This window comes from Mycobacterium scrofulaceum (assembly GCF_002086735.1).
In the GTDB taxonomy this organism is placed as follows: domain Bacteria; phylum Actinomycetota; class Actinomycetes; order Mycobacteriales; family Mycobacteriaceae; genus Mycobacterium; species Mycobacterium scrofulaceum.
This window is the reverse complement of sequence record NZ_MVIJ01000085.1, coordinates 1-12469: the sequence shown is the minus strand read 5'-3', so window position 1 is coordinate 12469 and position 12469 is coordinate 1. Positions and strand designations below refer to the sequence as shown.

13 protein-coding genes are annotated in these 12469 nt (G+C 68.2%); 2 read left to right on the top strand and 11 right to left on the bottom strand.

What is annotated here, in order from left to right; translation table 11 throughout:
- Positions 1–2561 (bottom strand): MobF family relaxase (gene mobF / locus BST44_RS27775; protein WP_244184971.1); only part of this gene is annotated, 2561 nt, incomplete at its 3' end.
- A 287-nt stretch (positions 2562–2848) separates the two neighbouring features.
- Here mobF and BST44_RS27770 point away from each other — a divergent pair.
- Both BST44_RS27770 and BST44_RS27765 read left to right on the top strand, forming a co-directional pair.
- Positions 2849–3340, top strand: a complete 492-nt coding sequence (locus BST44_RS27770) for a hypothetical protein (RefSeq protein WP_074021723.1) — start codon at positions 2849–2851, stop codon at positions 3338–3340.
- An 88-nt stretch (positions 3341–3428) separates the two neighbouring features.
- The gene (locus BST44_RS27765) at positions 3429–3953 is read left to right on the top strand and encodes a hypothetical protein (RefSeq protein ID WP_047323391.1); all 525 of its coding nucleotides are present in this window, start codon (positions 3429–3431) and stop codon (positions 3951–3953) included.
- Positions 3954–4308: 355 nt separating this feature from the next.
- Here the strand turns inward: BST44_RS27765 and BST44_RS27760 are convergent, their stop codons facing one another.
- The 10 genes from BST44_RS27760 to BST44_RS27725 all read right to left on the bottom strand — a co-directional run bounded on the left by BST44_RS27760 (position 4309) and on the right by BST44_RS27725 (position 12087).
- Positions 4309–5355: a DUF932 domain-containing protein gene (locus tag BST44_RS27760; protein ID WP_047323392.1), complete on the bottom strand. Its 1047-nt coding sequence runs from the start codon at positions 5353–5355 to the stop codon at positions 4309–4311.
- 464 nt (positions 5356–5819) lie between these two features.
- On the bottom strand, positions 5820–6767 hold the full coding sequence (locus tag BST44_RS27755) for a DUF4192 family protein (protein ID WP_047323393.1): 948 nt from the start codon (positions 6765–6767) through the stop codon (positions 5820–5822).
- Between the two features lie 413 nt (positions 6768–7180).
- Positions 7181–7357, bottom strand: coding sequence for a hypothetical protein (locus BST44_RS30220; protein WP_156181198.1), 177 nt, complete (start codon positions 7355–7357; stop codon positions 7181–7183).
- A 33-nt stretch (positions 7358–7390) separates the two neighbouring features.
- The gene (locus tag BST44_RS27750) at positions 7391–7849 is read right to left on the bottom strand and encodes a hypothetical protein (protein ID WP_047323394.1); all 459 of its coding nucleotides are present in this window, start codon (positions 7847–7849) and stop codon (positions 7391–7393) included.
- A gap of 419 nt (positions 7850–8268) precedes the next feature.
- Positions 8269–8604, bottom strand: coding sequence for a hypothetical protein (locus BST44_RS27745; protein WP_047323395.1), 336 nt, complete (start codon positions 8602–8604; stop codon positions 8269–8271).
- 83 nt (positions 8605–8687) lie between these two features.
- Complete coding sequence (locus BST44_RS27740; protein ID WP_047323396.1) at positions 8688–9149, bottom strand: hypothetical protein; 462 nt, start codon at positions 9147–9149, stop codon at positions 8688–8690.
- A gap of 419 nt (positions 9150–9568) precedes the next feature.
- Positions 9569–9904, bottom strand: coding sequence for a hypothetical protein (locus BST44_RS27735; RefSeq protein WP_047323397.1), 336 nt, complete (start codon positions 9902–9904; stop codon positions 9569–9571).
- Positions 9905–10320: 416 nt separating this feature from the next.
- Positions 10321–10716, bottom strand: a complete 396-nt coding sequence (locus BST44_RS27730; RefSeq protein ID WP_047323398.1) for a hypothetical protein — start codon at positions 10714–10716, stop codon at positions 10321–10323.
- A gap of 416 nt (positions 10717–11132) precedes the next feature.
- Positions 11133–11459 (bottom strand): hypothetical protein, encoded by a 327-nt coding sequence (locus BST44_RS29895; RefSeq protein WP_141224678.1) that lies wholly within the window; start codon positions 11457–11459, stop codon positions 11133–11135.
- An 88-nt stretch (positions 11460–11547) separates the two neighbouring features.
- Positions 11548–12087: a hypothetical protein gene (locus BST44_RS27725; protein ID WP_047323400.1), complete on the bottom strand. Its 540-nt coding sequence runs from the start codon at positions 12085–12087 to the stop codon at positions 11548–11550.
- Between the last annotated feature and the right edge of the window lie 382 nt (positions 12088–12469).

Sequence of the window (12469 nt, the reverse complement as noted above, 5' to 3'; positions counted from 1 at the left end):
GGGTTGCTGGCCGGGGAGTTGGGGGTGTGGGTGAGCCGGTCGAGGCGGGCCCGTTCGTTGAGTTGGGCGACCAGATCATTGGTGGGGGCGAGCAGGATGGAGTCACGCCCGGCGGCGCGGTCGGCGGCCCACGCGGTGTAGGCCAGGTCGGCGGCGGTGGCATCGGCGCCGACGTGGACGCGGTGGTGGTCGATGTAGAAGCCGATTCCGGCGGGATCTCCGGCGCGCATCGCCAGGCTGGCGGCGGCTTCGGCCTTGCCGGTTTCGGGGTGGGTGAAGCGCACGACGGTGCTCAGGGTGACGGTGTCGTGGCGCTCGGCCAGGTCGCGCAGGACACCGCCGGCCGAGACCGAGGCCAGTTGTTGGTCGTCGCCGATGAGGCGCACGCTGGCCCCGCGGGCAAGGGCGTGGGCGATGAGGGTGTCGAGGTCTGCGGTCGAGGCCATGCCGGCTTCGTCGACGATGAGCAGGGTGTCTGATCCGATGCGGTCGAACCACGTGCGAGCGGGGTCATCGGCGGCGGCGGGGCTGCCGTGGCCGGTGTCGGCGAGCTGGATGAGTTTGGCGATGGTGTCGGTGGGGGAGGCGAGGTCTTGGGCCAGGACTTCGGCCGCGCCGGCGGTGGGTGCCAACCCGATGACGGTGCCGCCACTGTTGCGCCAGGCAGCAGCCAGGGCGGTCATGGCGGTGGTTTTGCCGGTGCCGGCGGGGGCGAGTGCGAGCTGCAGGCGGGCTCCGGAGGTGGCCATGTCGCGCACCATGGCGGCTTGTCCTTGGTTGAGTTCCAGGCCGTGGTTGGCATGTGTTTCGGCCAGCGCTAAACCGATGCTGGTGTCATCGACGGCGCGCCCGTTGCGCAGGGTGGCTGCGGCCAGGATGCGCCGCTCCGCCGCCATGATGGCCGCACTGGTGTAGACGGTGGTGTCATGGCGGGTGTAGACGCTGGAACCGTCGCGCCGCAGCAGCGGCGCTGGCTCGTTTTTTTCCGTGTCGGCGTGGCTGCTCAAGGTGATGCTGTGCGCGGCGAGCGCGCTGGCGACGATGCGGTTCACCAGGTCGGGTCCGCCCGGGTGGTTGGCGTAACGCAGGGCGCGTTGGGCTTGAGCGCGTACGTGGTTGACCGTCCAGGTGGCTCGGTTCTCTGAGACGGTGGCGATCACGGCGGCGGCCTGCTCGTCGACCCATTGATCGGTGATGGCGACTTGTTGGGACGGGCTTTGGTTGGTGACGTCGGCGACCATGGCCGTGAGGGCTCGTTGGCTGCCGAGCACTTCGACGGCAGCCACGCGCCAGGCGTGGCGCTGCTCGGCCAGCGAGCGTGGTTCGTGCTTGGCTTGGCGTGTTTCCAAGGTGGCCTGCTGGGACAGTGCGAGCATCTCGACCACGGTGGGTTCACGCCCGTGGGTGGTGTGGAATTGCTTGGCCAGCTGGCCCACGCGGTGGTCGATCGCCGCGCTGCGTGAGGAGTATTTCTCTATTAGTTCGGCGGGGATGCCGACGATTTCGCGCACCGGCCGTTTGCCGGGTTTGGCCGCGGTTTCGGCGAAGTCGACGCCCAGTTTCGCGATTGTCAGGGCTTCGAGGCGGGTGTTGTACAACTCCGAGGCCGCGACCGTGGCGTGGTGCAGGGGGGTGCCGTCTAAGGCCAGCCAGCGCGGGACGCCGTCGGCGGCGATCGCTTGCACTTTGTTGCTGATCACCAGGTGGGTGTGCAGGTTGGGATCTCCGGCGCGGCTGTCGCGGTGATCGAAGGCGGCGGCGATCAATCCGGTGGTGTTGACCTGAGCAACACCGTGGGCGCCCATGCGGGAAAACGCGGCGTGTTCTTCGAGGAATCGCAGCGTGTCGGCTACGGCCTGGCGGTGGCATTCCTCGATCGCGCGAGCGATCGGTGTCGGCGCGATCGCCCATAACGCTGAGACGGATTTGACCGGGGTGAAGGTCAGGTCGTAGCCGGCCACTGCGGTGGTGGCTGCTCGTGAATTGCGTGCGATGAATCCCGACAGTTCCCGGTCATCGGCGGGCGGGCGAGCGTGCTTCTCGGTGAACATCTCGCGCCCGAGCGCGGTGCGGATCCGGGCCCGCACGTCGGCGGCGATGCTGTCGTGTTCACCGCTGCCGACCGTGATGTTGTAGTCGCGGTAGGCCTGGCGCAACCGGGTGACGAACTGGTTTTCGGTGTCGTGGACGGCAAACGGGCGACCCAGCCGTGCGGCAGCAAGCGCCCCGGATTGGCCCAGGCCAATGCCGGTCAGATGCTTGGTGATTCGATCGGCGTTGGGGTGCAAGCCTTCCCCGAATAGGGCTTTCATTTGGTCTTCGCTGACCTGAGATCCCGCCGCCACTGCCCATAGGTCGGCGACGATCGGGTCAGAGGGGTCGCGTGAGACGGGCTGGCCGAGTGCGGCCAGACCACCGCCCATCCACACGCCGGGGGATTCACCTTTGGTGCTGTAGTAGTCGCTGAGGCTGGGGCGACCGCGCTCGGTGGCATCGGCGGCCGCGACTTGCCGTATCAGGTACATGTACCCGTCTCCGGCGGTCAGCTTGTGTAAGCCCATCACCGCGACATCACCACGGTTCAACTCTCACATCGCCTCGGGCGTTACGCGACGCCCGCGACCGACAAGATGATGCCCGGGAGGTGCTCTCACAAACCGCCGTTACCGAATCGTCACCCTGAGTGCAAGAGGTGTGATGTTCAGTGAGTGGTGGTAGTTAGGTTGGCCTAAGTGCCGGTGGGCTGGTGTGGTGAGTGGTCGGGTCCGGGCATGGGGAGCGGGGGCAGTGGTGAGATTTTTGTGTCCGGGTGCGGCGTAAGGGTTTTGCGGGCTTTAGCGTGTGATGGATGGGAAACAAGGCGGTCAGCAAGGGAGCCCGGCGGGCGGCGCGCGAAGCGGCGGCCGCGGCGCAGGAAGAAGTCATCCGACGCACGAAGGCCAACGTCGAGGATCTCGCGGCGTTTTTCGACGCGCGCGATCGGGCCGAGGCGGTCGATGTGTGGTTGGCCGGGCGTCAGCAGGTGTTGGTCGAGCAGGCCGCGCAGCGGCGCGCGGTTCAGCGCCGGCAGTGCGGCCTGGCGCTGCGGTCGATGCGTGACCGCGGGGAGACGCTGCGCGAGATTGCACGCATGGCCGGGGTTAGCGAGAAAGCGGTGCGCGAGTTGATCCGCGAGGTCGAATCACCTGAGGCGGTGGCTGAGCCGGTCCAGGCGTCCGTGGGCGTTGGTGAGGGAACGGCGCGGGCGTCGGCTGCGCAGAGTCTGGCGGCCAATGGGCTTAGCGGCGCGGGTGCGTACGCGGATGGGCGCGTGGGAGAGCCGGTGTCAGCGCGGGCCTAGTGCAGGTTCGGTCGCGGTGTCGGTGTGCGCTGAGATGATGGCGGCGACAGGCGACTTGGGGTCGCTGGAGCCGAAAGCAGTGGGAGTTATGGGGGTTTCGCAACCGCTACGGTTGGTGGTCGATCCGCGGGCGCATGTCGAGGAGTTGTTGCGGTTCGAGGCGAACGTTGTTCGCGGCCCGGGTGCGGAGGACTGTGCGATCTGGTGTTCGGCGATCGGCGCGGATGGGTACGGGCGCTTTTGGGTGCGCCGTGGCGGCGCGCGGATCATGGTCCGGGCCAACCGTTATGCGCTCGCCGCGGCCTTGCAGGGGCGAGCGTTGGAGCCGTGGGTGCGCGCACTGCATGGTTGTGATAACCCGGCGTGCGTTCGAGTGAGCCGGCGGGGCCAGATCGGTCTGCTGCACATCATCGGCGGCTCGCAACGCGACAACATGCAGATGATGGCGCGCGCTCGGCGCGGCGGCGGCCGGGTGGTCGTTCGCCGCGGCGATCACGGGATTAAAGCGCGCCGCGCGCGGGCAGTGGCGCTGCGCGAAGCGGTGCGCCATGGGTGGGACGCCGAAGCCGTCGAGGCGGCGCTGCTGGGGTCGACCGACCCGACCCTGTGGTGAGCGCATGGGCGGTAACGGCATTGTGCCTGTCGACGGGGTGGCGGAGTCTGTCGTAGGAGGATCCTGGTGATGCGCAGTGCGGCGCGTGGAACGCAGCGCTGCGAGAGCCCAATGCAGTGTCAGCGATGGGCGTGTGGCGGGTAGGTGTCGGCGGGCATTGCCGGGCGGAACGGATTGGGAGCTGTTTGTCGCGAGCGCCCGGAGTGCGGCGCGCGCGGAGCGCGTTGCTGGCGACGGGCTGGCGAGCGGTGGCGTATGCAACGGCGGCAGGGGCACTGCGGAAGAAAAAGGGGGGCCCGGCCAACCCCGCGGATGCAGGTGTTGGCCGGGCCCCGGGGTTGCCGCCGGCGGGCGGCTACAGGGTTTGCAGGAGACGGAACGCGTGCGCCTTGAGCGCGCCGCTGCCGGCGGCCGCGGTGACGGTCCGCAGCGCGCGGGCCGTGCTGGCGTCGTGGGCGGTTCTGGCGCCGCGGACTGGCACGACGTGGTCCAGGTATTCAGTGACGGCGTTGTAGGCCGCCCATCGGGTGCCCGCGATGGGTGTGATGGTGGGTGAGGACGTCCACAGCTTGACGATCCCGCTGGCGCGTTCGCGGCGGTGGCGCCGGGTGGCGGCGGTGCTGGCCGAGTCGACCTCGAGCAGTGTGTTGGCGAAGGACCGCATCTGTTCGGTGTCCATCGGTGCGGCGTAGAGCGCGGCGGCCTCGGCTTCGAATGCTTCGATGTAACGCCAGCTGAGCTTGAGGGCGTTACGGGCTTCGGCGATCGAGGCCCGCGCACCGCCGGTGTGGCGGATGGATAAGCTGGCCTTGGCCGAGGCGATGGCCGCACTTTGTGTGTTGGCGCACACGATGCGTACCGGGGACACGATGAATCTGAAGGCTGAACTGCCGTCGTGTGAATTGAGCGCCGCGAGGTAGAAGTCGGTGCGGTCCTTGGTGCCGTCTTTGCCGTCGAAGACCATACTGCTGGGCAGTTTCATGGTGACGAACGTTTCCCGTCCGCCGCGCAGGGCGCCGGCGGTCTCGAAGTGCGCGCCGCCGCTTTGATCCACCAATGCGTCGAGCAGGTCGCAGGAGGCCTCGTTTTGGACAGGCTCGTACTTGCTGCCGACGACCCCGAGAACGTCAAGGCGGCCGTTGATGGGGTTGGTGCGCACGGTCGCGTAGAAGTCGGGCACCGCCAGGGGCGCTGGGGTGGTGACGCCGGTGTCGTCGAGGACGGGTTCTTGGGGAACCTGCAGGGGCATCTTGCGGACGTTCCAGCCGGCCAGGTGCGCGGCCCGCAGTGCCTCGGCGGCGGTCATCGCGTGCCCGACCGATTGACCGAGGCGATGCCAGGCGTCGGAGCGGGAGTTGGCGAAGGAGACCTGTCCATCGGTGGAGTCGAGTTCGTGTGCCATGAGAGTTGTTCCTTTCGTAGAAACGGTGTTGGTTCGCGCCGATCAGCGCTGGGTGTAGGGGGACCGGCGGGGTGGCGCTGTCAACCCCGAAGAGGCCGGCGGATCAGCAGGAGGCGGATTTTCGGCCCGGCGAGCCCGGCGCGCAGCGCTTGGGGCGAGCTGGCGTAGGGCCGAGAAATGCCGCCGGTGCCGCCCGGGCGCAGCGAGAGCCTGGCCGGCTAGGCCGGCGGGAGCGGAGAACGGGCGAGCCCGCCGGGCGTGGGTTGACAGCGACGGGGTCCCTGCCGGTCAGACTGGACACCCGCTGACGGCTAGAAGAAGGTGAGGGGCTACGGATTTCGGCCCCGTAGGGGCCGCTTGGGCGGTCGCGCGGGGCGCGCCGCTAACGCCGCAGCCGGAAGAAAAAGGGGGGCCCGGCCAACCCCGTGTAATTAGGGCTGGCCGGGCCCGGTGGACGGTGGCGGTTAGTCGCTGTTGGTGGCTTCGATGATGGCGCGGCGAATTTGTTCGGGCGCTATGCCAGAGTGCAGGGCAGTGAGCAGCATGAGAGCCAGCCGCGGCGGCGGGGTCTGGGTGGTTTCGGCCTCAGTGAGAGCCGCTTGTGCGGCGATGCCGGCCCGAATGGTGTCGCCCAGAAAGCAATAGCAGGCGGCGGCGATGGTGAGCGCTTGGGCGCGTGGCTGGCCTCGCAGGCGGCGGGCGATGTGGGTCCAGAGGTAGGCGGCGGTGTCGGTGTGTTCGGCTGCCGCGGCGATCATGGCATCGCGCACGCCGACGTCGGTGGTGATGGCGATGCCGGCGCGGGTGGGCAGGTTGCGGTTGATCGGTTGGCCTTGCAGGGCGTCGGCGACCTCTTGGGCGACCTGGATGACGAGCGCGCCGTGATCACCAAGTGCCATTGGTGGGGCGGGGGGCAGGTAGGCGAATTCGGCTTCGATGTCGCTGCGGGCGGGGGTGACTCGGTCACCGCCAAGGACGCGGTGGGCGGTGACGAGTGAGTCTGTGTAGGGGTAGGTGGGACCGGTGGCGCCGCTGTCGGGGTCGTACCACTGGCCCTCGGTGGTGACATCGGGGGTCATGATGCTGCGCAGTACGGGGATACCGGCGGCGCGCAGAGCCGCGCGCAGGGCGTTGATGATGGTGAGGGCGTGCCATTCGTGGGTGTGGTCGCAGATCGCCAGGAGCACGGCGGCGTGGCTGGTCGCAGGCTGCAGGTTGACGGTGGCCGGGAAGCGGGCGGCTTGTTGGACTGAGATGGTGACGTCGAAGCGAATCGCGGTGCGCACGACCATGTCGCCGGTGGGATCGCGGTGCAGCATGTAGGCCACAATGCTATTGGTGGGGGCGAAGCCCAGCAGCGCCGCGGCAGCCGCAACGATGTCTGCTTCGGTACGCAAAGTGGTTGTGGGCATGATGTGTTCTCCGTTCTGTGTGCTGAGTGGTGCGCCGGTCAGCGCTGGGGGAGCGGTTAATCGGGTGAGGGTGGGCGGTCAACCCCGAAGAGTCCGCGCCGAACGCAGCAGGGTTTTTGGCCCGCGCTCGCCGGCGCGCAGCGCCTTGGGCGAGCTGGCATAGGGCCGAAAAGGTCACTCGGCCTGCGTAGTTCGGGGTGGGCGTGGGTTGACCGGTCGGGCCCCCGGCCGATTAGACTGCGACCCCTGCTGACGGCTTAAAGGTGAGGGGCTACCAACCCGGTGGCCACCGTGAGGTGGCCAATGCGGCGGGCACGCGGGGCGCGCCGCCGCCACCGCAACCGGAAGAAAAAGGGGGGCCCAGCCAACCCCGTGTACTTGGGGAGCTGGCCGGGCCCCGAGATGGGTGGCGGTTAGGTGATCTCGCAGGCGGTATCGCGCAGTGCCTCGAGCAGGTCGACGTTCTCGCCGAGGGTCATCGTGTCGTGTCCCCACTGGCTGTAAGTGCCGGTGGTGGTGTCGATGAAGAAGGGGATATCGACGTCTCGGCCGCCACTGAGGGTGCGGGATATGGTGCCGTTGATGATCACGGGACAGCTCCTTTCGTGTTGGCGGACAGCGGGTTAGGCGCTGCGGCGGTAGGCGGCGGGCAGGCTGGTGCGGGTAATGCTCCACGGGGCGGGGTCATAGCCGTGGAGTGCTTGGATCAACATGTTCTGCAGTTCGCGGCAGAACGCGTAGGCCTCGGAGGTTGGCCAGTCCTTGGGGTCGCTGGCCTGGTATTCGTAGCACTGCAACGCCTTGAGGACTTCGACGACCGACCAGCTGGTGTGCAGCGGCCGGCTGTAGCGGTACTCGTAGGGCTCATGGACGGGGTTGTCGAAGTAGCAGTGATTGACTGAGGCGGTGTTGGCGTCGACGAGCATCTGCCCGACCTGGTCGAGGTTGTCGTCGGTGAGTTGGTTGACCCGGATCGGGTTGTCGTAGACCCAGGTGAGGTTGCCGCAGGGCCGGCGAAATCCGTAGCGGCCGGCCCACAGCAGGACATTGATCTGTTCGGCCTCGACGACGTATGCGCTCATGATGTTTTCTCCGTTTCGGATCGTGATGAAGTGCGCTGGTCAGCGCTGGGGTGCGGGCAAGCGGGTGAGGGTGGGCGGTCAACCCCGAAGAGTCCGGCCCGGGTGGGCGCCGGGTTTGCGGCCCGCGCTCGCCGGCGCGCAGCGCCTTTCGGCGAGCTGGCATAGGGCCGAAAAGGTCACTCGGCCTGCGTAGTTCGGGGTGGGCGTGGGTTGACCGGTCGGGCCCCCGGCCGCTTACTGTGAGCACCCTGCTGACGGCTAAGAAGGGTGAGTGGCTACGGATTTCGGCCCCGCAGGGGCCGTTTGGGGGGCGCGCGGGCAGCGCCGCCGCCACCCCAACTTCACCGGACGGAAGAAAAAGGGGGGCCCGGCCAACCCCGTGTAATTGGGGAGCTGGCCGGGCCCGGGCGCCGCGGGAGTCAGGTCAGGCCCGCCGCGCGGATACGTTCGCGGATGGCGCCGAGGTTGATGGTGCGGTCGATGTCGTTGTCGTCGACGTAGAGGGTGGCCCAGTCGTGCCATCCCTCGAGTGCGGTTTCGACGTCGTCGAATAGCACGCCGGGGCGGCTGATGGCGATTTCGTCTCCGTTGTCGGCGCGGTCTGCATCTGCCACGACGGCGACGAGTTGTCCGGTTCCGTCGAAGATGCGTGGATCGTTGCGGGGGGCGAAGTTTCGCCGGAAGCGCAGCTGGCGGGGCTTGCCGTCGGCGGGGTCGATGAAGTCCCATGCGAGCGCGTAGTCGATTTCGGTCATGAGGGTGAGTCCTTTCTGGAAATGGGAGGGGCCGGGCCGACGTCGGACTGTGGGACGCCGGCCCGGCCCCGCTGGGCGACGGGTTAGGCCGCTACCGGGTGGGCGGCGGCGATGTCGGCGAGCGCGGTTTCGAGGTCCTCGTGGGCGAGGGGCGGGTTGGTGTCCAGTGCGACGGTCCACATCGGCTGGTCACCGATTCCGGCGGCCAGGGTGTAGGTGTGGCCGGCGTGGGTGGCGCGGTAGCACCAGTCATGGCCGGGGACTGCGTGGAAGGTGAGGTCGCCGACGCGGACTTTGAGAATGCGGGTGTGCGGCTTGGTGTTGAGGTCCGGTGCGGTCGCTTCGACGGCGGCCATCTGGCCGTGGGTGTCGGTGGCGATCAGGACCAGGCGGTGGCCGTCCTCGCGGGTGTAGTCGTGGACGGTGGTGAGTTCGGCGTCACCGTGGTTGTGAAACTGGATTCGGGTGATGCCGTACTGCTGGTGCTGGATGCGGCCTGCGGCCTCGTCGACGAGGTTGAAAGCGAGGTCGAATTCGTGGTCCATGATGTGTTCTCCGTTCTGTGTGCTGAGTGGTGCGCCGGTCAGCGCTGGGGGAGCGGTTAATCGGGTGAGGGTGGGCGGTCAACCCCGAAGAGTCCGCGCCGAACGCAGCAGGGTTTTTGGCCCGCGCTCGCCGGCGCGCAGCGCCTTGGGCGAGCTGGCATAGGGCCGAAAAGGTCACTCGGCCTGCGTAGTTCGGGGTGGGCGTGGGTTGACCGGTCGGGCCCCCGGCCGATTAGACTGCGACCCCTGCTGACGGCTTAAAGGTGAGGGGCTACCAACCCGGTGGCCACCGTGAGGTGGCCAATGCGGCGGGCGCGCGGGGCGCGCCGCCGCCACCGCAACCGGAAGAAAAAGGGGGGCCCAGCCAACCCCCTAGTGACTGGGGAGCTGGCCGGGCCCCGGAGAGGGTGTTTTCGGCACTAGCCGCCCGCCGCTGTAGTGGCCAGTTCACGACGGGTGGTGTGGTGGTCGGTCAGGCCGAGACGCGCTGCGACGCGGTGCACGGTGCGCGTGGTGGTGTAGAGGCGCCAGGCGATCAGGTCCAGCTCGACGCGTCCGTGCATGCGGCGCACTGCTTCATCGCGTTCGGCTCCGCGCAACCGTAACCGGAGTCCATCCTCGGCGACCTGGACGACGGCGAGTTCGTCGATTTCGGCTTCCTGATCGTGCGAGCCCTGGCCGGCGTCGCCATATGAGGTCAGGGATTGGGCTTCGTCGTGTTCGCTGATGGCCCACGGGTCGATAACTGCGGTCATGGTGTGCTCCGTTCTGGAATGGCGATGATGTGCGCCGGTCGGCGCTGGGGTGCGGGCAAGCGGGTGAGGGTGGGCGGTCAACCCCGAAGAGTCCGGCCCGGGCGGAGCAGGGTTTTCGGCCCGCGCTCGCCGGCGCGCAGCGCCTTGCGGCGAGCTGGCATAGGGCCGAAAAGGTCACTCGGCCTGCGTAGTTCGGGGTGGGGTGGGTTGACCGGTCGGGCCCCCGGCCGCTTACTGTGAGCACCCTGCTGACGGCTAAGAAGGGTGAGTGGCTACGGATTTCGGCCCCGTAGGGGCCGCTTGGGCGGTCGCGCGGGGCGCGCCGCCGCCACCCCAACTTCACCGGAAGAAAAAGGGGGGCCCGGCCAACCCCTGGTGATGGGGAGCTGGCCGGGCCCCAGGAAGAGTGTTGGGCTTCACGCGACGGGATGGGGCAAGTGCTCTTGGACGCGGTGGTCAAGCTTGAGAACGTCGATCATGGCGGGGGTACCGGTGTGGTCGCGACGGACCGCGACGTCGACGCGGTTGATCAGCGAGGCGCAGATGCCAGGGTTACCGCCTTTGAGCGCGAAGACCGCAGCCAAGGTGAGGGCTTCGATACGAGACTGTCCGCTGAGGTGGTCGCCGATGCGGCTCCACAAGAGGGCGGCGCGCAGAGGACGGCCGTCGGCGATCTTGTACAGCAGGGTGGTAAAGCTGTCGTCGACCAACAGAGGGGCGCTGAGCTCGGCGAGGCCGCGGCTAGGGTTGCAACTGCCGTCGACGAGCTCGGTACGAAGATGACCCAGGATCGCGATGCGGTTGTAGCACATGATGATGCTCCGTTCTGTAAATGAGTGGTGCGCTGGTCAGCGCTGGGGTGCGGGCAAGCGGGTGAGGGTGGGCGGTCAACCCCGAAGAGTCCGACCCGGGTGGGCGCCGGGTTTGCGGCCCGCGCTCGCCGGCGCGCAGCGCCTTTCGGCGAGCTGGCATAGGGCCGCCAACAGTCACTCGGTACGGCGGTCCCCGGGGTGGGCGTGGGTTGACCGGTCGGGCCCCCGGCCGCTTACTGTGAGCACCCTGCTGACGGCTAAAGAAGTTGAGGGGCTACGGATTTCGGCCCCGTAGGGGCCGATTGGGCGGTCGCGCGGGGCGCGCCGCCACCCGCTGGGGCAGCCGGAAGAAAAAGGGGCCCGGCCAAGCCCCTAGTGACTGGGGAGCTGGCCGGGCCCCGGAGATTCTGCTGAGGTCAGAACAGCCGGCCCGCCCGGAATGGATCGGTGTGACATGGGCAACCACACCTCCAGGTGAAACCGGGAAGGGACACCTTTAACGTCACCCCGCCCTCTTGGGGTCCGCCGAGGCGATGTGGGCAGTCGTCGTGGCGGCCTTGGTCGCAGGATTTGGTGGAAGCGTTGAAGGGCATATCGACGATGACCTTGACGCCCTTGATCTCGTCGGGATAGGTAATCCAACGAATCCCGTTGACGTAACGGATCTTTGCGTGACGTTTGATGCGTTGCTCGGACTGGACGGTCGAGCCGCACCATTGTTCCCAGTACTCTGAGTCGCTCACCGTGGTTCCTTCCGTCGGGGTTGGTGAGTTCGGGTGCATCAGCGGCCCGGCCAACCCCCATCTGCTGGGAGCTGGCCGGGCGCGCGGGTTAGGCCGCGTGATAGTCCGCGGCTGCGGGATCGGCTTTGTGTTGCTCACCGTCGGCGAAGACGGCGATTGCGACTTGGTGGACCCGCCTGAGGGAGTCGATCATTGACAGGATCGCCGTGCGGTCGCGCAACTGCCAGGTGATCGGACCGGTGTAGACATCCACCCAGTGGACCTTGGCAGTTTTCAGCCTGTTGAGCGCGGATTGCGCGACGACGGCATAGGCCGGCGCGCGGGTCCATTCGATGGCGATCACCGCGCGTGCGGCTGGTCCGTCTGCGGGCGGCGCGCCGGCGGGGATCTCGGCGGGCACGTGGATCATGTGGCCACGGGCGGCGACAAATGCCTCGAGGAGGCCCTGGGCAGTTTGGCAGTTGTAGAGGCTCATGTGGATGCCCTCGGCGGTTATCCCGATTCGGGCATCGGGGGTGCGGGCGTGGTGAACACTGATGTCGGGGTCGAGCTGCCCTTTGACAGACACCGTGGTGTGGGTGATCAGTCCTGCCGGGATGACGTGGGTCGCGGCTGGGAATGTGGTCATGATGGTGTGCTCCGTTCTGGAATGGTGATGACGTGCGCCGGTCGGCGCTGGGGTGCGGGCAAGCGGGTGAGGGTGGGCGGTCAACCCCGAAGAGTCCGGCCCGAGCGGAGCAGGGTTTTCGGCCCGCGCTCGCCGGCGCGCAGCGCCTTTCGGCGAGCTGGCATAGGGTCGAAAAGGTCACTCGGCCTGCGTAGTTCGGGGTGGGCGTGGGTTGACCGGTCGGGCCCCCGGCCGCTTACCGTGAGCACCCCGCTGACGGCTAAAGAAGGTGAGGGGCTACGCGTTTCGGCCCCGCAGGGGCCGCGTCGGGGGGGGGGGGGGGGGGGCCCCCCCCCCCCCGGCCCCGGAAACCCGCACCGGAGGCGCGCCCGGCCGGGCGGAG

Coding starts and splice junctions, on each gene's coding strand:
- BST44_RS27745 (WP_047323395.1), bottom strand. CDS start 8,604: ATGACCGAAATCGACTACGCGCTCGCATGGGACTTCATCGACCCCGCC.
- BST44_RS27735 (WP_047323397.1), bottom strand. CDS start 9,904: ATGACCGCAGTTATCGACCCGTGGGCCATCAGCGAACACGACGAAGCC.
- BST44_RS27725 (WP_047323400.1), bottom strand. CDS start 12,087: ATGACCACATTCCCAGCCGCGACCCACGTCATCCCGGCAGGACTGATC.
- BST44_RS27730 (WP_047323398.1), bottom strand. CDS start 10,716: ATGTGCTACAACCGCATCGCGATCCTGGGTCATCTTCGTACCGAGCTC.
- BST44_RS27770 (WP_074021723.1), top strand. CDS start 2,849: ATGGGAAACAAGGCGGTCAGCAAGGGAGCCCGGCGGGCGGCGCGCGAA.
- BST44_RS27765 (WP_047323391.1), top strand. CDS start 3,429: ATGGGGGTTTCGCAACCGCTACGGTTGGTGGTCGATCCGCGGGCGCAT.
- BST44_RS27755 (WP_047323393.1), bottom strand. CDS start 6,767: ATGCCCACAACCACTTTGCGTACCGAAGCAGACATCGTTGCGGCTGCC.
- BST44_RS27750 (WP_047323394.1), bottom strand. CDS start 7,849: ATGAGCGCATACGTCGTCGAGGCCGAACAGATCAATGTCCTGCTGTGG.
- BST44_RS27740 (WP_047323396.1), bottom strand. CDS start 9,149: ATGGACCACGAATTCGACCTCGCTTTCAACCTCGTCGACGAGGCCGCA.
- BST44_RS27760 (WP_047323392.1), bottom strand. CDS start 5,355: ATGGCACACGAACTCGACTCCACCGATGGACAGGTCTCCTTCGCCAAC.